18 protein-coding genes are annotated in these 20,681 nt (G+C 67.0%); 10 read left to right on the top strand and 8 right to left on the bottom strand.

All coding sequences use genetic code 11. The features are described 5' to 3' along the window. Positions 1 to 126 precede the first annotated feature (126 nt). From NWE53_RS22985 to NWE53_RS22955, 7 genes are all read left to right on the top strand, one after another. Positions 127 to 1,092: a LysR family transcriptional regulator gene (locus tag NWE53_RS22985; RefSeq protein ID WP_265051652.1), complete on the top strand. Its 966-nt coding sequence runs from the start codon at positions 127 to 129 to the stop codon at positions 1,090 to 1,092. Between the two features lie 228 nt (positions 1,093 to 1,320). Continuing rightward, positions 1,321 to 1,797, top strand: a complete 477-nt coding sequence (locus NWE53_RS22980; RefSeq protein ID WP_265051651.1) for an NAD(P)H-dependent oxidoreductase subunit E — start codon at positions 1,321 to 1,323, stop codon at positions 1,795 to 1,797. Further along, positions 1,794 to 3,374, top strand: coding sequence for a formate dehydrogenase beta subunit (locus NWE53_RS22975; RefSeq protein ID WP_265051650.1), 1,581 nt, complete (start codon positions 1,794 to 1,796; stop codon positions 3,372 to 3,374). Before NWE53_RS22980 ends, NWE53_RS22975 begins: the two co-directional genes overlap by 4 nt. Positions 3,375 to 3,384: 10 nt before the next feature. After that, positions 3,385 to 6,267, top strand: a complete 2,883-nt coding sequence (fdhF, locus tag NWE53_RS22970) for a formate dehydrogenase subunit alpha (RefSeq protein ID WP_265051649.1) — start codon at positions 3,385 to 3,387, stop codon at positions 6,265 to 6,267. Continuing rightward, the gene (gene fdhD, locus NWE53_RS22965; RefSeq protein ID WP_265051648.1) at positions 6,254 to 7,096 is read left to right on the top strand and encodes a formate dehydrogenase accessory sulfurtransferase FdhD; all 843 of its coding nucleotides are present in this window, start codon (positions 6,254 to 6,256) and stop codon (positions 7,094 to 7,096) included. The genes fdhF and fdhD overlap by 14 nt, the downstream gene beginning before the upstream one ends. Next, entirely contained in the window at positions 7,093 to 7,365 is a 273-nt protein-coding gene (locus tag NWE53_RS22960) for a formate dehydrogenase subunit delta (protein ID WP_265051647.1), read from the top strand. Before fdhD ends, NWE53_RS22960 begins: the two co-directional genes overlap by 4 nt. A 94-nt stretch (positions 7,366 to 7,459) precedes the next feature. Beyond that, the gene (locus NWE53_RS22955) at positions 7,460 to 9,118 is read left to right on the top strand and encodes an OFA family MFS transporter (RefSeq protein WP_265051646.1); all 1,659 of its coding nucleotides are present in this window, start codon (positions 7,460 to 7,462) and stop codon (positions 9,116 to 9,118) included. A gap of 251 nt (positions 9,119 to 9,369) precedes the next feature. Here NWE53_RS22955 and NWE53_RS22950 read toward each other — a convergent pair whose 3' ends face one another. Beyond that, positions 9,370 to 9,666 carry an antibiotic biosynthesis monooxygenase family protein gene (locus NWE53_RS22950; protein ID WP_265051645.1) on the bottom strand — a complete coding sequence of 99 codons (297 nt, stop codon included), beginning with the start codon at positions 9,664 to 9,666 and terminating at the stop codon, positions 9,370 to 9,372. 159 nt (positions 9,667 to 9,825) lie between these two features. Between NWE53_RS22950 and NWE53_RS22945 the strand changes: the two genes are divergently transcribed. Then, positions 9,826 to 10,257 carry an OsmC family protein gene (locus NWE53_RS22945; RefSeq protein ID WP_265051644.1) on the top strand — a complete coding sequence of 144 codons (432 nt, stop codon included), beginning with the start codon at positions 9,826 to 9,828 and terminating at the stop codon, positions 10,255 to 10,257. A 176-nt stretch (positions 10,258 to 10,433) separates the two neighbouring features. Here the strand turns inward: NWE53_RS22945 and NWE53_RS22940 are convergent, their stop codons facing one another. From NWE53_RS22940 to NWE53_RS22910, 7 genes are all read right to left on the bottom strand, one after another. Further along, entirely contained in the window at positions 10,434 to 11,414 is a 981-nt protein-coding gene (locus NWE53_RS22940; RefSeq protein WP_265054989.1) for an ABC transporter ATP-binding protein, read from the bottom strand. 46 nt (positions 11,415 to 11,460) lie between these two features. Next, positions 11,461 to 12,450 carry an ABC transporter ATP-binding protein gene (locus tag NWE53_RS22935; protein WP_265051643.1) on the bottom strand — a complete coding sequence of 330 codons (990 nt, stop codon included), beginning with the start codon at positions 12,448 to 12,450 and terminating at the stop codon, positions 11,461 to 11,463. After that, positions 12,447 to 13,910: an amidohydrolase family protein gene (locus tag NWE53_RS22930; RefSeq protein ID WP_265054988.1), complete on the bottom strand. Its 1,464-nt coding sequence runs from the start codon at positions 13,908 to 13,910 to the stop codon at positions 12,447 to 12,449. The genes NWE53_RS22935 and NWE53_RS22930 overlap by 4 nt, the downstream gene beginning before the upstream one ends. Before the next feature lie 38 nt (positions 13,911 to 13,948). Further along, positions 13,949 to 15,148 (bottom strand): amidohydrolase family protein, encoded by a 1,200-nt coding sequence (locus NWE53_RS22925; RefSeq protein ID WP_265051642.1) that lies wholly within the window; start codon positions 15,146 to 15,148, stop codon positions 13,949 to 13,951. A gap of 217 nt (positions 15,149 to 15,365) precedes the next feature. Next, complete coding sequence (locus tag NWE53_RS22920) at positions 15,366 to 16,319, bottom strand: ABC transporter permease (RefSeq protein ID WP_265051641.1); 954 nt, start codon at positions 16,317 to 16,319, stop codon at positions 15,366 to 15,368. Further along, on the bottom strand, positions 16,309 to 17,301 hold the full coding sequence (locus tag NWE53_RS22915; RefSeq protein WP_265051640.1) for an ABC transporter permease: 993 nt from the start codon (positions 17,299 to 17,301) through the stop codon (positions 16,309 to 16,311). The genes NWE53_RS22920 and NWE53_RS22915 overlap by 11 nt, the downstream gene beginning before the upstream one ends. Before the next feature lie 128 nt (positions 17,302 to 17,429). After that, positions 17,430 to 18,998, bottom strand: a complete 1,569-nt coding sequence (locus NWE53_RS22910; protein WP_265051639.1) for an ABC transporter substrate-binding protein — start codon at positions 18,996 to 18,998, stop codon at positions 17,430 to 17,432. Between the two features lie 248 nt (positions 18,999 to 19,246). Between NWE53_RS22910 and NWE53_RS22905 the strand changes: the two genes are divergently transcribed. After that, positions 19,247 to 19,954, top strand: a complete 708-nt coding sequence (locus NWE53_RS22905; RefSeq protein WP_265051638.1) for a GntR family transcriptional regulator — start codon at positions 19,247 to 19,249, stop codon at positions 19,952 to 19,954. Beyond that, positions 19,951 to 20,661, top strand: coding sequence for a flavin reductase family protein (locus NWE53_RS22900; RefSeq protein WP_265051637.1), 711 nt, complete (start codon positions 19,951 to 19,953; stop codon positions 20,659 to 20,661). The genes NWE53_RS22905 and NWE53_RS22900 overlap by 4 nt, the downstream gene beginning before the upstream one ends. Positions 20,662 to 20,681 lie beyond the last annotated feature (20 nt).

Here is a 20,681-nt window from a genome sequence, read left to right as displayed (position 1 = left end):
TGCCGGCCATCCCGGCCAGACGCAGTTAGGAGCGCCATTGCCCGGGCGCAATTCTCCGGGTGTTGCCGCTGCAGCAACAGCCTGTTTGCACGGCTGCAACCGCAGCGCTTGCAAGCGGCGCCGGCTATGCCGATGCTCGGCGGCCGCGGCGACATCAGCCGCATCCGAAACGACGCCATGATCATCCGCCAGCTTGTCTATCTCGACGCGCTCGCCCGCGAGAAGCATTTCCGCCGCGCGGCCGAAGCCTGCCATGTTTCGCAGCCGACTCTGTCAGCGGCGATCGTGCAGCTCGAGGAGGAGCTCGGCGTGATGATCGTCGAGCGCGGCCGGCGCTTCCAGGGCTTCACCAAGGAGGGCGAGGTCGTGCTCGCCCATGCGCGCCGCATCCTGGCCGAAGCCGAGATCATGAAGGACTCCATCGCCGAGCTGCGCGAGGGCGTGTCCGGGCGCATCCGGCTCGGCGCGATCCCGACCGCGCTGCCGATGATCGCGCACATCACCGCGCCATTCTCGGAGCGCTATCCGGCGGTTTCGCTGACCGTGCTGTCGCTGACCTCGCAGGAGATCCAGGAGGGCATCGACAATTTCGAGCTCGATGTCGGGCTGACCTATCTCGACAACGAGCCGCTCGACCGGGTGATCTCGAAGCCGATCTACCAGGAATCCTATGTGCTGCTGACCCGCGAGGACGGCCCGCTCGGCCCGCGCGACACCATCAGCTGGGCCGAGGCGGCCGAGCACAAGCTCTGCCTGCTCACCGGCGACATGCAGAACCGGCGCATCATCGACGGCATTTTCCGCTCGGTCGGCACCGCGCCGCGGCCGATGATCGAGACCAACTCGATCTTCAATCTCTGCTCCCATGCCGGCATCCAGGGCGTCGCCAGCATCGTCTCGCTGCAGTTGCTCGAATTCTTCGGCGTGCCGCTCGGAACGAAAGCACTGTCGCTGGTCGAGCCCGAGGCGCAACGGACGATCGGCCTGATCGTCGCCGACCGGCAGCCCGTCGCGCCGCTCGCCCGCAACCTGCTGATGATGACGAAGCCGGTGACGGATGCGCGGCTGCCGCGACGAACGATCGTGCGATAGTCTCAACCTATCGTCTTAGAGCCCGCATCGAATTGTGCAGCGCAAAACGGCTCCGCCGCGAAACTTTCGGACTGCCTCTCCGGCGCAGGCGGCCATCCCACTCCGCTTGCAAGCGAGTTTGATAGGCCCAGACTATCATGCAGTTGAAACAAACGATTTGAAATCATTCCAGGATAGACCACCTTTTCCTCAAGATGTGCCCGGTGAACCGGGCCGGATGGAGGAAAGATGGCCGGATACCCCGCCTGGAATCAGGAGAGCGCGCGCTCGATCATCGCGGGCCTCGCGCATCTAGAAGGCGCGACCCTGCCGATCCTGCACGCCCTGCAGGAGGAGTTCGGCCATGTCGACGCTCAGGCGGTGCCGCTGATCGCCGAGGCGCTGAACCTCTCGCGCGCCGAAATCCATGGCGCGATCTCGTTCTACCATGATTTCAGGGCCGCCCCGCCGCCGCAGCGGGTGATCAAGCTCTGCCGGGCCGAAGCCTGCCAGGCGCTCGGCTGCGAGGCGCTGGTCGAAGATCTCGCCCGTGAGCACGGCATCGCCGTCGATGGCGGGCCTGCCGACGACGCCGTGGTCGAAACGGTGTATTGTCTCGGCAATTGCGCGCTCGGGCCTGCGGCCCTGGTCGATGGCGAATTGATCGGGCGCGTCGACGCCGCCCGCATCGCCGGGCTCTGCCAGCACGGAAGGGCGCAATCATGAGCGCCGCACCCGTCAGAATCTTCGTGCCGATCGATGCGGCCGCGCTTTCGGTGGGGGCCGAGGCGGTCGCCCAGGCCGTCGCCCGCGAGGTCGGGGCGCGCGGCCTCTCCGCCGAGATCTTCCGCAACGGCTCGCGCGGCATGCTCTGGATGGAGCCGCTGGTCGAGGTCGAGACAGCGGAAGGCCGCATCGCCTACGGGCCGGTCGCGGCAAAGGACGTCGCGGCGCTGTTTGACGCAGGGCTTGCAACAGGCGGTGCCCATCCGCTGCGCCTCGGCAAGACCGAAGAGCTCGACTGGATGAAGCGCCAGCAGCGGCTGACCTTCGAGCGCGTCGGCGTCATCGACCCACTCTCGATCGCCGATTATCGCGCCCATGGCGGCTTTGCGGGCCTGCAAAAGGCGCTTTCGCTCACCGGCCAGGACATCGTGCAGACCGTCAAGGCTTCCGGCCTGCGCGGGCGCGGCGGCGCCGGCTTCCCGACCGGCATCAAGTGGCAGACGGTCCACGATGCCAGGGCCGACCAGAAATACATCGTCTGCAACGCCGACGAGGGCGATAGCGGCACCTTCGCCGACCGCATGCTGTTCGAGGGCGACCCCTACCTCGTGATCGAGGGCATGGCGATCGCGGCCATCGCCGTCGGCGCGACGCGCGGCTACATCTATCTGCGCTCGGAATATCCGCACGCGTTCCGCACGCTGCAGCGCGCGATCCTCAAGGCGGAAGCCGCTGGCATGATCGGCGCCTCCGTTCTCGGCAGCGGCCACGCCTTCCATCTCGAGGTCCGGCTCGGCGCCGGCGCCTATATCTGCGGCGAGGAGACCTCGCTGCTCGAAAGCCTCGAAGGCAAGCGCGCCATCGTCCGGGCGAAGCCGCCGCTGCCGGCCTTGCAGGGCCTGTTCGCCAAGCCGACGATCGTCAACAACGTGCTCTCCTTCGCGGCCGTGCCATGGATTCTCGACCATGGTGCACAGGCCTATGCGGATTACGGCATGGGCCGCTCGCGCGGCACGCTGCCGATCCAGCTCGGCGGCAACGTCAGGCGCGGCGGTTTGATCGAGCTCGCCTTCGGCATCTCGCTGCGCGAGATCATCGAGGATATGGGCGGCGGCACGCTCTCGGGGAGGCCGATCCGGGCCGTGCAGGTCGGCGGGCCGCTTGGCTCTTATCTCACCGCCGGGCAGCTCGACGTGCAGATGGATTACGAGGCATTGGCAGCGATGCGCGCCATGCTGGGCCATGGCGGCATCGTCGTCTTCGACGACAGCGTCGACATGGCCAAACAGGCGCGCTTCGCCTTCGAATTCTGCGCCAAGGAAAGCTGCGGCAAGTGCACGCCCTGCCGCATCGGCGCGACGCGCGGCGTCGAGGTGATGGACCGCATCATCGCCGGCGCCGAGGTGCCGAAGAACATCGCCGTGCTGCGCGATCTCTCCAAGCTGATGACCGACGCCTCGCTCTGCGCGATGGGCGGGCTGACGCCGATGCCGGTGATGAGCGCGCTCAACCATTTCCCCGAGGATTTCGACCGTCCTCCCAGCCCACTGCAAGAAATTGCGATGGCAGCCGAGTGAGGAGGCAGCGATGAGCCTGATCAAGGAAATCGACTACGGCACGCCGATCCGGCTCTCCGAGAAGACGGTGACGCTGAGCATCGACGGCCAGCGCGTCACGGTGCCGGCCGGCACCTCGGTGATGGCGGCGGCGATGAGCCTGGGTACCAAGATCCCCAAGCTTTGCGCCACCGACTCGCTCGAACCCTTCGGCTCCTGCCGGCTCTGCCTCGTCGAGATCGAGGGAAGGCGCGGCACGCCCGCGTCATGCACGACCCCGGCCGAAGACGGCATGGTCGTGCGCACCCAGTCGGAGAACCTATCGGGCCTGCGTAAGGGCGTGATGGAGCTCTACATCTCCGACCACCCGCTGGACTGCCTGACCTGCTCCGCCAATGGCGATTGCGAATTGCAGGACATGGCCGGCGCCGTGGGCCTCCGCGAAGTGCGCTACGGCTATGAGGGCGAGAACCATGTTTTCGCAGAGGGTAAGGACGGTGCGGTCAACGAGAACTGGCTCGCGAAGGACACCTCCAACCCCTACTTCACCTATGATCCGTCGAAATGCATCGTCTGCAATCGCTGCGTGCGCGCTTGCGAGGAGGTGCAGGGCACCTTCGCTCTGACGATCACCGGCCGCGGCTTCGACTCGCGCGTCGCCGCGGGCCCGACCGATTTCCTCGGTTCCGAATGCGTCTCCTGTGGCGCCTGCGTGCAGGCCTGCCCGACGGCGACGCTGATGGAGAACAAGGTCATCGAATACGGCCAGCCGGAGCATTCGGTGGTCACGACCTGCGCCTATTGCGGCGTCGGCTGCTCGTTCAAGGCCGAGATGCAGGGCGACCGCGTCATCCGCATGGTGCCCTACAAGGACGGCAAGGCGAATGAGGGCCATAGCTGCGTCAAGGGCCGCTTCGCCTGGGGCTACGCCACCCATACCGACCGCATGACCAAGCCGATGATCCGGGCGAAGATCACGGATCCCTGGCGCGAGGTCTCGTGGGAAGAGGCGATCAACTACGCGGCCTCCGAGTTCAAGCGCATCCAGGCGAGATACGGCCGCGAGTCAGTCGGCGCCATCACGTCGTCGCGCTGCACCAACGAGGAGGTCTTCCTCGTCCAGAAGCTGGTGCGCGCCGCCTTCCGCAACAACAATGTCGATACCTGCGCCCGCGTCTGCCACTCGCCGACCGGCTATGGCCTGAGGACGACGCTCGGCACCTCGGCCGGCACGCAGGATTTCAAGTCGGTCGCCAAGTCCGACGTCATCCTCGTCATCGGCGCCAACCCGACCGACGGCCACCCGGTCTTCGCCTCGCGGATGAAGAAGCGCATCCGCCAGGGCGCAAGGCTGATCGTCGCCGACCCCCGCCGGATCGACATGGTGCAGTCGCCCCACGTCAAGGCGGACTATCATCTGCCGCTCAGGCCCGGCACGAACGTCGCCCTGCTCAATGCGCTCAGCCATGTCGTCGTCACCGAAGGGCTGATCGACGAGGCCTATGTCCGCGAGCGCTGCGACCTCGGCGATTTCGAGCACTGGGCCCGCTTCGTCGCCCGCGAGGAGAACTCGCCGGAGGCGAGCGAGCAGTACACCGGCGTGCCGGCGGGCGATGTCCGCGCCGCCGCGCGGCTCTATGCGACGGGCGGCAACGGCGCGATCTATTACGGCCTCGGCGTCACCGAGCACAGCCAGGGCTCGACCACCGTGATGGCGATGGCGAACCTCGCCATGGCGACCGGCAATATCGGCCGCGACGGCGTCGGCATCAATCCGCTGCGCGGGCAGAACAATGTGCAGGGCTCCTGCGACATGGGTTCCTTCCCGCACGAGTTCTCGGGCTACCGCCACGTCTCGGACGACGCCACAAGGCAGGTCTTCGAAATGATGTGGGGCGTGCCGCTCGATGCCGAGCAGGGCCTGCGCATCCCCAACATGCTGGACGAGGCGGTCGAGGGCACGTTCAAGGGCCTCTATGTCCAGGGCGAGGACATCGCCCAGTCCGACCCCAACACCAAGCACGTCACGGCGGGGCTGGCCGCGATGGAATGCGTCGTCATCCAGGACATCTTCCTGAACGAGACGGCGAAATACGCCCATGTCTTCCTGCCGGGCGCCTCCTTCCTGGAGAAGGACGGCACCTTCACCAATGCCGAGCGCCGCATCAACCGCGTCCGGCAGGTGATGGCGCCGCTCCCCGGCAAGGACGAGTGGCAGGTCACGATCGATCTGGCGCGGGCGCTCGGCTACGAGATGTCCTACGCCCATCCCGGCGAGATCATGGACGAGATCGCTCGGCTGACGCCGAGCTTCGCCGGCGTCTCCTACGACAAGCTGGAGAAGCTCGGCTCGGTGCAGTGGCCCTGCAACGAGAAGGCGCCGACCGGCACGCCCCTGATGCATGTCGACCGCTTCGTGCGCGGCAAGGGCAAGTTCATGATCACCGAGTTCGTGCCGACGGAGGAACGCACCGGGCCCCGCTTCCCGCTGCTGCTCACCACCGGCCGCATCCTGTCGCAATACAATGTCGGCGCGCAGACGCGGCGCACCGAGAACGGCGCCTGGCATGACGAGGACGTGCTGGAGATCCACGCCTTCGACGCCGAGAGCCGCGGTATCCGCGACGGCGATCTCGTCGCGCTTGCCAGCCGCTCGGGCGACATCGCGCTCAGGGCCGTGATCTCCGAGCGCATGCAGCCGGGCGTCGTCTACACCACCTTCCACCACGCCAAGACCGGCGCCAACGTCATCACCACCGACTTCTCGGACTGGGCGACGAACTGCCCGGAATACAAGGTCACCGCCGTCGAGGTCCGGCGCACCAATGCCTGGTCCGCCTGGCAGGAGAAGAATTTCGAGGAAGACGTGACCCTGCGGCGGATCGCGGAGCGCCTGCCCGATGCCGCGGAATAACGCGCCCGCCCAGCCGCCGGCCTCTGCCGCCGTCGCGGCGCAGCCGTTGCGCTTCGGCGCGGCGCGCGAGGGCGGCCGCGAGATCGAGGTCGCGGTCGAGACGCCGGTCAACATCGTCTACGGCAACATGCCCTATGCGGTGATGATGGCGAGCCCGTCCGACCTGGAGGACTTCGTCACCGGCTTCAGCCTGACCGAAGGCATCGTGCGCGGCGCCGACGAAATCCGCACTATTGCCGTCGAGCCGAAGGACGAGGGCGTCATCGTCACCGTCACGCTCGCGCCCGGCCGCTTCCGCGAGCATCTGGCGCGCCGGCGCAATCTGTCGGGCCGGACCTCCTGCGGACTCTGCGGCGTCGAGACCATCGAGGAGATTCCGCTCGCCGATGCCGCAACGCGGGCTTCCCGTGCCGTTGCCGCCTCCGCGATCGAGACGGCGCTTGCCGCGCTCGACAAGCATCAGCCGCTGAACCAGCTCACCCGCGCCGTCCATGCCGCCGCCTGGTGCGATGCCGCCGGCACCGTCATCGCGGTGCGCGAGGATGTCGGCCGGCACAATGCGCTCGACAAGCTGATCGGTGCGCGGCTGCGCGCCGGAGTTGATGCCAGCGACGGCTTCCTGCTCGTCACCAGCCGCGCCTCGTTCGAGATGGTCGAGAAGGCGGCGATCTTCGGCGCGGGCACGCTGGTCGCGATCTCCGCGCCGACCTCGCTCGCGATCGAGCGGGCCAAGCATCTCGGCCTGACACTCGCCGCCGTGGCGCGGCGCGACGGCTGCATCGTCTTCGCCGGCGCGCTCGCGCCCGAGCCGGAGACCATCGCCCGATGACGGAGGCTACGCTGACCGAAGGGCACGACGCGGCCGATCATCACGAGGACAACGTCGCGAAGCTCCGGCGCATGGCCGGGCAGATCGCCGATTTCTTCAAGGTCTATCCGGAGGAGGAGGCTGCCGCCTCCGTCGCCGATCACATCAACCAGTTCTGGACGGCACGGATGCGCGGGGATTTCCTCGCCGCCTTCGCCGCACGTCCGGAGGACCTCCCGCCCCTTCTGCGGCGCGTGCTGCCGCGGATCAAGCCGGGGCGCGGCGGTTAGCGGGCCAGGCGCCGCCTTAGGGCGGCGCGGAGATTGCAACGAGCCGGGAACCTACCCGGCCCGACAGCGAAGCTTTGGGGAAAGGAAACGGGGAATGAGCATCGCACAGGATATCGGTCAGGTCGGAGGCGGCGTCGGCCTGCTCGACCGTGAACGGACCATCGCCAAACCGGGCTTCAACCGCTGGCTCGTGCCGCCGGCGGCCTTGTGCATCCATCTGTGCATCGGCATGGCCTACGGCTTCTCGGTGTTCTGGCTGCCGCTGAGCCAGGCGATCGGCATCACCAAGCCGGTGGCCTGCGCGGCGGATGTCGGCCTGATCGGCTCGCTGTTCACCACGGCCTGCGACTGGAAGGTCGCCGATCTCGGCTGGATGTACACGCTGTTCTTCGTGTTCCTCGGCTCCTCCGCGGCGATCTGGGGCGGCTGGCTCGAGCGCGTCGGCCCGCGCAAGGCGGCCTTCGTCTCGACTTTGTGCTGGTGCGGCGGCCTGCTGATCTCGGCGCTCGGCGTCTACTGGCACCGGCTCTGGCTGATGTGGCTGGGCTCCGGCGTGATCGGCGGCATCGGACTCGGGCTGGGCTACATCTCGCCGGTCTCGACGCTGGTGAAGTGGTTCCCGGACCGGCGCGGCATGGCCACGGGCATGGCGATCATGGGCTTCGGCGGCGGCGCGATGATCGGCTCCCCGCTCGCCGACATGCTGATGAACACCTTCAAGACCCCGGCCTCCGTCGGCGTCTGGCAGACCTTCGTCGCCATGGCCGCGATCTACTTCGTCTTCATGATGGCCGGCACCTTCGGCTACCGCGTGCCGCCGGCCAACTGGCGCCCCGACGGCTGGACCCCGCCGGCGACCCAGAACGCCATGATCACGTCGGGCCATGTCCATCTCCAGAACGCGCACAAGACCAAGCAGTTCTGGCTGATCTGGGCGGTGCTCTGCCTCAACGTCTCCGCCGGCATCGGCGTGCTCGGCATGGCCTCGCCGATGCTGCAGGAGATCTTCGCGGGCTCCCTGATCGGCAAGCCCGAGATCGGTTTCTCCGCCCTCGACGCCGGGCAGAAGACGCAGATCGCCACCATCGCGGCGGCCTTCGTCGGCCTGCTCTCGCTGTTCAACATCGTCGGCCGCTTCTTCTGGGCCTCGCTGTCGGACAAGCTCGGCCGCAAGCTGACCTACGCGACCTTCTTCGGGCTCGGCATCCTGCTCTACGCGCTCTCGCCCTGGGCGGCGCATGCCGGGTCGCTGGCGCTGTTCGTCGGCTTCTTCTGCATCATCCTGTCGATGTATGGTGGCGGCTTTGCGACCGTGCCGGCCTATCTCGCCGACATGTTCGGCACGCAGTTCGTCGGCGCCATCCATGGCCGCCTGCTGACCGCGTGGTCGACCGCCGGCATCATCGGCCCTGTCGTGGTGAACTACATCCGCGAGGCGCAGATCAATGCCGGCGTGCCGCGCGCGCAGGTCTATGACCGCACCATGTACATCCTCGCGGGCATGCTGGTGCTGGGCTTCCTCTGCAACCTGCTGGTCCGGCCGGTCGCCACGAAGTGGTTCATGAAGGATGCCGAGGTCGCCGCCCTGCAGGCGCGGTCGGCCAATGCCAGCGCGACGACCCATTACGGTTCGCACGGCATCGGCAAGGGCGGGCTCAACGGCGGCGCCCTGCTCGCCTGGGCGGTGGTCGGCCTGCCGATCGCCTGGGGCGTCTGGATCACGCTGTCGAAGTCGCTGGCGCTGTTCCGCTGAGCACAGCGCGACACTGGACCGTGTTGATTTTACACGAACCCCCCGCGTCATCCCGGACAATCCGCGCAGCGGCGCTGATCCGGGATCCATCGTAGAGCTCCGCGGCCCGTCGTCATCCCGGGGGAAGCCCGGGATGACGACGTGGTTCCGAGAAAAATCAGCACGCTCCAATCTATACTGGGGCCCGCATCGAGCGATCGGTGCGGGCTTTCTCCATGGCCGCAAAGCGTTCGGCCTTGGGGAGACCGCGCCTATTTCAGCGACAAGGCTACCGATCCGGCGATCGGGTCGGTGACGCCGAGGCCGCCTCCCAAATCATCGAGCGTCTGACGGAAGCTGTTGAGCGTGGCGATCATCTGCGGACGGGCCTCCGCCAGCGCCTCGACGCTCTCCCATTCGGCGATAATGCAGTAGCGCCCATCTCCGGCCCCAATGATGTTCGCATGCCGCAGGCCCGGCCAGTCCGCGGCGACATTGCGATGAGCATCGAGAAAGGCGGTCTCCATCCCCGGCTTTACCTTGAAGCGAACGGCATTGAATGCGGTCATGGCAGCCTCCAGCGTTCGGGACCATGACCTTACGGCAATCCAGCCTGCTTGTCCTCCTGACTAGCGGGCACCGGTGAACCCGACTCGCCTTGGGCCGTTGTGAAAGGGTAGCGTTCCAAGCGCAGCATACCCATCCGAACCAGAACAGGAGACGGCGTCATGGCGATCAACAAGACAGGCTCGGCCCATTGGGAAGGTGGCATCAAGGATGGCAAGGGCTCGATCTCGACCGAGACCGGCGCGCTCAGCGCCTATCCTTACGGCTTTTCCAGCCGCTTCGAGGGCAAGCCCGGCAGCAACCCCGAGGAGCTGATCGGCGCTGCACATGCCGCCTGCTTCACCATGGCGCTCTCGCTGATCCTGGGCGAGGCCAATCTCAAGGCCGACGCGCTCGACACCACGGCGCGGGTGACGCTCGACAAGCTCGATGACGGCTATGCCATCACCGCGATCCATCTAACGCTGAAGGCCAAGGTGCCCGGCACCGATCAGGCGACCTTCCAGTCGCTGGCCGACAAGGCCAAGGCCGGCTGCCCGGTCTCGAAGCTGTTCAAGGCGCCGATCACGCTCGAAGCGACGCTGGTGGGCTAAAGCTCGCGAACCACCACGTCATGCTCGCCCTTGTGGCGAGCATCCACGTCTTGAACACCGTCCTCGTCGAATGAAGACGTGGATGGTCGGGACAAGCCCGACCATGACGGGAATGTCGTGTTCATGGGCTCCCTGGCTCATTGCTGCGCAATGTCCCCAGAATGTCGCCTCACGCCTCAGGCGAAGTGGCAGGACACCTCGACACCGCCGATCGGCCGCAGTTCCGGCGGCTCGATGCGGCAGCGATCGGCGGCGAGCGAGCAGCGCGGGTTGAAGCTGCAGCCCGGCGGCGGGTTGATCGGGCTGGGCACTTCGCCGGACATCGGCCGACGCTCCCGGTTCGGCCGCTCGACATCGGGAATCGTGTCGAGCAGCAGCCGCGTATAGGGGTGGCGCGGCCGGGTGAAGACCTCCTCGGCCGGCCCCGCCTCGACGAAACGCCCGAGATACATGATGGCGAGATCGTCCGACATGTGGCGGACGACCGAGAGGTTGTGGCTGATGAAGAGATAGGTCAGCCCGAATTCCTTCTGGAGCCGGACCATCAGGTTGAGAATCTGGGCCTGCACGGAGACGTCCAGCGCCGAGGTCGGCTCGTCGCAGACGAGGAAGTCGGCCTCGGTCGCGAGCGCTCGCGCGATCGAGATGCGCTGGCGCTGGCCGCCGGAGAAGGCGTGCGGGTATCGGCTCGCATCGGTGCGCGAGAGGCCGACGACCTCCAGAAGGTCTCCGACGCGCTGCTGCGTGCTCTCGGTGTCCGGCCGCAGCTTCAATTCGCGGATCGGCTCGGCGATGATGTCGCCGACGCGCCAGCGCGGATTGAGCGAGGCATAGGGGTCCTGGAAGATCATCTGCACGCGCGGCGGGCCGAACGACCCATCGGCGCGGCGGATGTCGCGGAAATCGAGCATGCCCTGGGTCGGCCGCTGCAGGCCCACGACCATGCGCGCCAAAGTCGATTTCCCGCAGCCGGATTCGCCGACGATGCTGAAGGTGGTGCCGCGCTTGACCGTGAAGGAGACATTCTCGACCGCGCGCAGGATGCGGCGGGGCTCCTTGGAGAACAGGCGTGACAGCGCCGGCGCCGAGACGTCGAAGCGGCAGGAGGCGGAGGCGACATCGAGGATGATGTCGCCGCCGGGCGCCGTATCGATCATGGCCGGCTGCGGCATGGCCTCACCCTGCGTGAGCGTCGTCACGGTATCACGCATGCACGGCCTCCTTCAGCGGGAAATGGCAGGCGGCGGCGTGGCTCGACACCGGCAGCCCGGGCTTGTGATCCCGGCAGAACGGCTCGACCCGGCCGCAGCGCGGATTGAAGGCGCAGCCGGAGGGGATCGCGTTGAGGCGCGGCATGGCGCCGTCGATCTGGTTGAGGTGCTCGTGGCGGACGTGGACGCTCGGGATCGAGGCCATCAGCCCGGCGGTGTAGGGATGGTGGGGCCGGCGCGTCACTTCTTCGACCGGGCCGATCTCGACGACGCGGCCGGCATACATCACCGCGACGCGATCGGCCGTCTCCGCGATGACGCCCATGTCGTGCGTGACCAGCATGATCGCCGTGCCGTGCTCGCGGCAGAGCCGCTTCAGCAAGGTGGTGATCTGCGCCTGGATCGAGACGTCGAGCGCGGTCGTGGGCTCATCGGCGATGATCAGCGAGGGCTCGGCGCAGAGCGCGAGCGCGATGACGACGCGCTGGCGCATGCCGCCGGAAAACTGGTGCGGGTAGCTGTCGATGCGCGACTCGGCGGCGGGGATGCCGACCTCCTTCAACAGGTCGAGCGCACGCTTGCGCGCCTCCGCCCTGCTCACCGGCAGATGCGTCAGGATCGTCTCGACGATCTGGTCGCCGACCTTGAGCAGCGGATGCAGCGAGGTCAGCGGGTCCTGGAAGATCGCGCCGATGCGCCGGCCGCGCAGCCTGCGCATCGCCTCCGCCGGGAGGTTGTCGATGCGCTGCCCGGAGAGGTGGATCTCGCCGCCGGCAATGCGCCCCGGCGGATCGAGCAGGCCGATCACCGCCGTGCCGGTCAGCGACTTGCCCGCGCCGGACTCGCCGACCACGCCGAGGATCTCGCCCGGCGCGATGTCGAAGGAGACGCCGTCCAGCGCCGTCAACGCGCCGTGGCGGCCGTCGAAGACGATGCGCAGATCACGCACCGACAGAAGAGGCGCTGCGGCGGGAGCGGTCATGCAAGGACCTCGCTGCGTTCGATCGCGTAGCTCGACGAGAAGATCTCGCTCATCGGCGGGTGGCCCAGGGTGCGCTCGGGATAGCGCGCCATCACGCCTTCGAACTGCTTCTGGGCGCGAGCATTGTCGGCCGCCTCGTCCTGCGCCGGGATGGTCCGGTTTTCCATGACGAAGCGCCCATCGATCACCACCGTGGAGAAGTCGCGGCCATGGCCGGTCAGCATCATCGTCTGAATGGGATCGATGACCTGCCCGCTATGGGGCCGATCGAGATCGAAAACGGTGATGTCGGCGCGCGCGCCGGGCTGGAGGCGGCCGAGATCGGGCCGCTGCAGCGCGTCGGCGCCGCCGATGGTGGCGGCGTCGTAATAATCCTCGGAGCGGACGGCGGCGACATTGCCGGCCATGGTGCGAGCGAGGATCATGCCGGTCTGAAGGTTCATCACCATGTCGGGCGGGCTCGTATCCGTGCCCATGGCGATATTGAGCCCCATGGCGCGGTAGCGGCCGAAATGGTCGATCGCATTGCCGTGCCGCCCGGAGACCAGCGGGCAATGGACGATGCTCGCGCCGGAATCGCGGATGATATCGAGGTCGCGGCCGGGACGCTCGATCAGCCGGCTGCCGGAGACGACGGTGCCGTGCGGCAAGAGGCAGCGTTCGTTGAGGAAACCGAGGCTCTCCAGCCATTCCGGCGGGCTCATGCCGTGCTGGGCGAGGACAAGGTCGTATTCGATCTTCGACTGGCAGCAATGCAGCCGAACGGGAACATCGAACTCGCGCGAGGCCGCTGCCGTGCGGCGCAGCAGTTCGGCCGTCGAGGTCTCGATGCGATCCGGCGCGAACATCGCGCGGATCAGCCCGCCGGCCGCGCCCTCATGACGCCCAGCGAAGTCGATGGCGGCGTCGAGCTCGGCGAGGCCCCGCGCCTCGTCGTAGTGGGTGACGACGCGACCATCGGCCTCGACGAGCTGGTTTCCGGTGCGATAGGCCGGGCCGAGATAGGCGCGCAGGCCGAGATCGGCAGCGGCCTGTGCCGCATCCTCGAACTCCTGAACCGTCTCGCCCCAGGCGCGGTAGAACAGCGAGGCGATCGGCAGCGCCGTGGTGATGCCGTTGCGGATCAGCTGAGAGAAAGCGTAGCGCTTCTGGAAGGCCAGCTCCTCGCGCGTGTACATCTCGTAGGGACCGGCATCGAGATAGCTGCGCGGCCAGACGCGGCCTTTCTTCCAGGCCGGCTGGTTGTCATAGGCGAGGATGGTGGTGTCGAGGTCGGAGAGCGCGTCGCAATCGACGAAGCCCGGCCCGATCAGCGCATTGCCGTAGTCGATGCGGCGCGCGACTTCTCCGGGGAAGCCGTGGCCGACGAAGACGACCGCGCCGTCCTCGAAGACGACCTCGCCGTTTTCGTAGAGCCGGTGGCGGCCGTCCTTGTGGCCGACGACCCAGCGCGCCGTCATCAGGATGCGGCCCTCGGGCCGCCTGGCTGCCTGCAGGCTCACGGAGCGGTCCTCACCGAGACGCCGTCGCGTGCGACGATCCGGCCGCGCTTGACCACGCGGCGCTTGGGCGAGCGGGTGACGATCAGCTCCGCCAGCGTCTCGCCGGGCATGACGACGAAATCAGCGGCCTTGCCTTCGGCGAGCCCATAATCGGCGATCTCCATCACCTTGGCGCCTTCGGTGGTGCAGACGTCCAGGCCGAGCTTGAGCTCGTCATCGCGGCGGAAATTGTTGCGCAGGCCGATAAACATGGCGCGCTCGACCATGTCGGCATTGCCGTAGGGGCCCCAGGTGTCGCGGATGCCATCGGAACCCGAGCAGACGCGCACGCCGGCCTCCAGCAGCTTCTTGACCGGGGGCGCCGCGCTGCGCGACGGAGCCGTCGTCATGATCGCGATGTCGAGTTCGGCGAGTTGCGCGATCAGCGGGTCGACCAGCGCCGCATCGGGCGATCCCAGGCAGAAGGCGTGGCTGATCGTGACCTTGCCGTTCATGCCGAGCGCGCGGGTGCGCTCGATGATCAGGTCCATCGAGAAGGCGCCCATCTCGCCGGGCTCGTGCAGGTGGATGTCGAGCGGCTTGCCGTAGCTCTGGCAGAGCGCGAAGACCGCATCGAGATGGCCCTTCGGGTCGCGGTCGATGCCGCAAGGGTCGAGCCCGCCGACGATCTCGCAGCCCGCCTTCATCGCCTGGTCCATCAGCTCCAGCGTGCCGGGGCGGCGCAGCAGGCCGGATTGCGGGAAGGCGACCAGCTCGATGTCGACGATGTCTCGGTAGGCATCGCGGGTCTGCATCACGCCCTCGACGCCCCAGAGCCCGAGATCGGTATCGACATCGACATGGCTGCGGATATGGGTCGTGCCCATCAGGGAGGATTGGATGGTCTGGCGCGCCGACTGGCGGGTCGGATCGATGTCGAGGCGCTTCTTGTTCAGGCGCTCGTTGTCGATCTTGTCGAGCAGCTTCGGGCCGACCTCATTGACGTACCAGGGCTGGCCCCAGAGGCTCTTGTCGAGATGGGTATGCGCCTCGACGAGGCCGGGGATGACGATCTCGCCGCGTCCGTCCTCCACCGCGACGCCGGCGGGGGCTGTCAGGTTTGCTCCGACCCGAGCGATCTTGCCGTTTTCGATCAGCACATCGGTGGCGGGGCCGGCATGGGGACGGACATTGCGCAGCAGCAGGGAGGCGGTCATCGCAGGCTTTTCCTCGTGATCTCGTTCTTTGGCCGTGGGCACACGCCGTCATTCCGGGGCGCTGCGCAGCAGCGAGCCCGGAACCCATGAACACAGGTGGCCTTTGTTGGGGCACGACGATGCGCGCGCCTCTTTGAGCAACTCCGGTGTTCATGGGTTCCGGGCTCAGGCCTGCGGCCTGCCCCGGAATGACGGCGTGGTTCGAGAGCGGGCATCATCACCGCAGCTTCGGGTTCAGCGCGTCGCGCAGCCAGTCGCCGAGCAGGTTGACCGAGAGCACGATCAGCCCGAGCTGCAGCGAGGGGAAGACGACGAGCCACCAGGAGCCGGAGAACAGGTACTGGTTGCCGATGCGGATCAGCGTGCCCAGCGAAGGCTGGGTGATCGGCATGCCGACGCCGAGGAAGGACAGCGTCGCCTCAGAGAGGATGGCGAGGCCGAGATTGAGCGTGGCCGAGACCAGCACCGGCGTCATCGTGTTGGGCAGGATATGGCGGCCCATGATGCGGGTGGCGGGCACGCGGATGATCCGGGCGGCCAGCACATATTCCTTGCGGCGCTCGACCATGGTGAGCGCGCGCACGGTGCGGGCGTACTGCACCCAGCTCGTCAGCGCGATCGAGAGCACGAGCACCACGGCGGCGAAGGGCTCGCGCAGGGCCGGCGGCAGCATCTCGCGGAAGATCGCGGAGACCAGGATCGCCATCAGCAGCGTCGGGATCGAGAGCACGGTGTCGCCGAGGCGCATCAGCAGGTTGTCGACGCGCCCGCCATAGAAGCCGGCGCAAAGCCCGATCGAGACGCCGACCAGCATCGACACGACGACGGCGGAGAAGCCGATGATCAGCGAGATGCGCGAGCCGTAGAGGATGGCGGAGAGCACGTCGCGGCCCTGCGGATCGGTGCCGAGCAGGAAGGGCCACTCGCCGCCCTCCTGCCAGATCGGCGGGATTTCGGCCTTATCGATGAAGATCTGCGTGAGGTCGTAGGGATTCTGCGGCGCGATCAGCGGTGCGAAGAGCGCGCTCAGCACCAGCAGCGCCAGCACCAGCGCCGAGAGCCAGGCGACCGGGGTGTGGCAGAAGCTCCAGCCGATGTCGCTGTCGAGGAAACGGCGCAGGCGGCCGGGTTTCTTGACGATGTCAGCGGGCCGGGTCTTCTCAACGAGCATTGACGCCTCCCGTGAGCGCGTCCTCGCGCAGGCGCGGATCGACCCAGGCATAGGTCAGGTCGACCAGCGTGTTGAGCGTGACGAAGATGAAGGAGACGACGATCAGATAGGCCGCCATCACCGGGATATCGACGAAGGTCACGGCCTGGACGAAGAGCATGCCCATGCCCGGCCACTGGAACACGGTCTCGGTCACCAGCGCGAAGGCGATGAGGTTGCCGATCTGAAGGCCGGTGACGGTGATGACCGGCATCAGGCAGTTGCGCAGCGCGTGGCCGAAATGGACGGCGCGGGACGGCAGGCCACGGGCGCGGGCGAAGCGGATGAAATCGGTGCGCATCGTCTCCAGCATCTCGGCGCGCACGAGGCGCATCACCAGCGTGATCTGGAAGAGCGAGAGCGTGATGCCGGGCAGGACCAGCGCCTTGCGACCGGACGATGTGAGGAAGCCGGTGCTCCACCAGCCGAGTTGGACGACCTCGCCGCGCCCGAAGGCGGGTAGCCATTGCAGCGAGACCGAGAAGACGAGGATGAAGAGGATGCCGAGCGCGAAGCTCGGCAAGGAGACGCCGAGCACCGAGATGAACTGCAGTGCCTTGGCAAGCCAGCTGTCGCGTCGGATCGCGGTGTAGACGCCGAGCGGGATGCCGATGGCGAGCGAGAGGAAGGTCGCGACCAGCACGAGCTCGAAGGTCGCCGGGAAGCGTTCCGAGATCAGCGTGAAGACGTCCTGCTGGTTGCGGTAGGAAATGCCGAAATCGCCCCGCGCCGCGTTGCCGACGAAGGTCGCGAACTGCATCACGAAGCCTTTGTCGAGCCCGAGCCGGGTCCGCAGCTCGTCGCGCTGCTGCTGGCTCGCCTGCTCGTTCAGCATCAGCTCGACGGGATCGCCGACGAAGCGGAAGATCAGGAAGGCGAGGAAGGCCACCGCCAGCATGACGCCGGCGGCGTTGAGCAGTCGCTTGAAGAGGAAGGCCGGCATCGGGTGGGCTCCTGTTCCCCTGCCGTCATTCCCGGGCTTCGCAAAGCGAAGACCCGGGAATCTCAGGACGAGAGGGCGCTGGTTTCCGAGATGGCCGGGTCAAGCCCAGCCATGACGTCGCCGCCGCCTCACTTCATCATGGTCAGCCAAAGCCGCGGCTTGTTGTCCGAGGCCTGCACGGTCGAGGCGACGGTGGAGCGCATCGCCCAGGCCATCGGCTGCTGGTGCAACGGGATGAAGAGATGCTCGGCCTTGGCGATCTTGAGCGCCTCCTTCATCATCGGGATGCGCTTGGCGTCGTCGAGCTCGACGCCGGCCTTGTCGATCAGCGCGTCGATGCGCGGATCGCCCCAGTTGCCCCAGTTGAAGACGCCGCCGGTGCCGCTCTTCGAGCGCATCACCTGCACGAGCAGCGAATAGGCGTCGATCATCGGCTCGTTCGCCCAGCCGAAGGAGATCACGTCGAACTCGCCCTTCACGCGCTTGGGCGCCTGCTGGCTGCGCGGCGCCATGCTGAGATTGGGCTTGAGGCCGGCGCGCGACCACATCGAGGCGACCGCCTGGCAGAACTCCTCCTCGTTGACGAGGGAGTCGCTCTGGCAGTTCATCTGGAAGGAGAAGCCGTTGGGGTAGCCGGCATCGGCCAGGAGCTTCTTGGCGCCGTTCAGGTCGAAGGGCAGCCGGTCGTCCTGCGAGAGCTCATAGCCGGGGATGGCGGGAGCGACGAGCGCGCCGGTGTTGCGCGAGAGGCCGCGCATCGCCCGCTTCTGGACCGCGTCGATGTCGATGGCGCGATAGAGTGCTTCGCGCACCTTGATGTCCTTGAAGGGGTTCTTGTCCTTCATGTCGCTCTCGAAGAGCTTGTCGGTCAGGTTGAAGGCGAAGAAGACCGAGCGCAGTTCGTTGGTCTGCAGCACCTTGACGTCCGGCGAGGCGGAGAGGCGCGGCAGGTCCTGCAGCGGGGCGACGTTGGTGAAGTCGATCTCGCCGGAAAGCAGCGCCGCGACCCGCGTCGAGGACGAGGTGATCGGCGTGAATTCGATCTTGTCGATGTTGTGCTGCGGCTTGTCCCACCAGCTCGGGTTCTTGGCGAAGACGGTCTTGGAATCGGCGCGGCGGCTTTCGACGAAGAACGGCCCGGTGCCGTTGGCGTTGTCGGTGGCGTAGCCCTTCACGCCCTTGCCGGAATCGGTGGGGAGCAGCGAGTTGTTGGCCTCCATCCACTCCTTGTCGAAGATGAAGATGTTGGTGAGGTCGTTGAGCAGCAGCGGATAGGGGCCGTTGACCTCGATCTCGACGGTATAGTCGTCGATCTTCTTCGAGGATTTATAGGCCGGCAGGTTGCCCTTGAGCGGCGAGTCCGCATGGGTGACGCGGGCCAGCGAGGCGATCACGTCATCGGCGGTGAACGGGTTGCCGTTGTGGAACTTGACGCCCTGGCGCAGCTTGAAGCGCCAGACGGTCGGCGACACCGTCTCCCATGATTCCGCCAGCGCCGGCTCGATCTTGAGGTCGCCGGTATAGCGCACCAGCCCCTCATAGACGTGGTTCAGCACCGACAGGGTGAAGGTCTCGCCGAAGGAATAGGGGTCGAGCGAGGCGATCTCGCGCGCCGCGCCCCATTTGAGCGTCTTCGCCTCGGCGGAACCCACCAGGGCAAAGGCGGCAACGGCCGCCAGCAACCAGGCCTTCTTCATCCAACTCTCCCCTTTTTGTTGACGGCCCGCCGCAGCACGCGGCCGGACCCTCGATCGTCATCTGCCGCCTCTTTAGGCACCGTGGCGTTTTGATCGCCATCTCGTGTGCGATTAGTAATCAAACTTGCATACGATATGAAGATCGTATTGTATGCGATTATTGAGCACAAGCGGAAACTGGATCGGAGCCCGCGATCGTGACATTGACGCTCCCGCAAACTGTCAGATCAGGACGAGGGAAGGCCGATATGGGCGAGCGTCGCACGCCGGTTCTGCGGGCCGAATCCGTATACAGGGCGCTCCGGCGCGCCATCATCGAGCAAGCGTTGAAGCCGGGCATCAAGCTGCCGGAGGATTCGATCGGCGAGCAGCTCGGCGTCAGCCGCACGCTGGTGCGCGAAGCCTTCGGGCGCCTTGCCGTCGAAGGGCTGGTCGAGCTGAAGCCCAATCGCGGCGCCTCCGTCGCCTATCCGACTCTGGAGGAAGCGCGCGACGTCTTCGAGGTCCGGCGCGGGCTGGAGCGGCTCGTGGCGGAGAACCTCGCCGGGCGCCTGACGGCGGCCCAGGCGGCCGAGCTCGAAGCCCATGTCGAGCAGGAAGAGAAGGCGCATGAGCAGGACGGGCCGGAATCGATCCGCCTTTCCGGCGAGTTCCACATCAAGCTCGCGATGATGACCGGCAACGCGCTGCTGCTGCGCTATGTCCAGGAAGCGTCGTCGCGCTGCTCGCTGATCCTGGCGATCTATGGGCGTCCCCATTCCAGCGAATGCGCGGTCTCCGAGCATCGCCAGCTCATCGAGGCGCTGCGCTCGGGCGACGCCGCCCGCGCCGCCGATTTGATGGACCACCATCTGCGCGCCGTCGTGACCCGCGCCTTGCTGACCCCGCGCGTCGAGCGGGACATCCGCGACGTGCTCGCCCCCTACGCCCGCAGCGAAGGATTGACCCCATCGTGACCGCCCACCCCACCGGACAGCCGCGCGCCGAAACCGCCCCCGGCATCGTCACCTTCGACTTCGCGGCACTGACCCCGCGCGAGCGCTACAAGCTCCTGATCGGCGCGGTCGTGCCGCGTCCGATCGCGCTGGTGACCACGGTCGACGAGCACGGCACGGTGAATGCCGCGCCGTTCTCCTTCTTCAACTGCCTCTCGGCCGATCCCGCAATCCTGGCTCTCGGCGTCGAGTACCGGCCCAGCGGCGCGCAGAAGGACACCGGCCGCAATGTCCGCCAGACCCTGGCCTTCACCGTGAACATCGTCTCCGACGCGCTGGTCGAAGGCATGAATGTCTGCGCGGTGCCTTTCGAGCCCGGTGCCGACGAGCTGGCGGAAGCCGGACTGACCGCGATGCCCGGCGTCAAGGTGCCCTGCCCCTGGATCGGCCAGGCGCCGGCGGCCTTCGAATGTCGGCATCACACCACGCTCGGCATCGGCAATTCGCGCGAGATCATCCTCGGCGAGGTCGTCTACGCGCATTTCCGCGCCGATACGATCGATCCGCAGAAGCTCTATGTCGATCCCGTCGCGCTCGACGCCGTCGGACGCATGGGCGGCCAGGGCTATGCGACGACGCGCGACTATTTCGACCTACCCACTCTGCCGGTCGAGACCTGGCGCACCGATCCCGGCGCTGCAAACAGGCGCAGCCGACGGAAATCGTAGCGAACACGCCTCGCCTCGCG

It is taken from the genome of Bosea sp. NBC_00550, assembly GCF_026020075.1.
Lineage (GTDB): Bacteria > Pseudomonadota > Alphaproteobacteria > Rhizobiales > Beijerinckiaceae > Allobosea.
The sequence above is the reverse complement of the archived record's forward strand: the minus strand, read 5'-3'. Positions and strand labels throughout refer to the sequence as shown.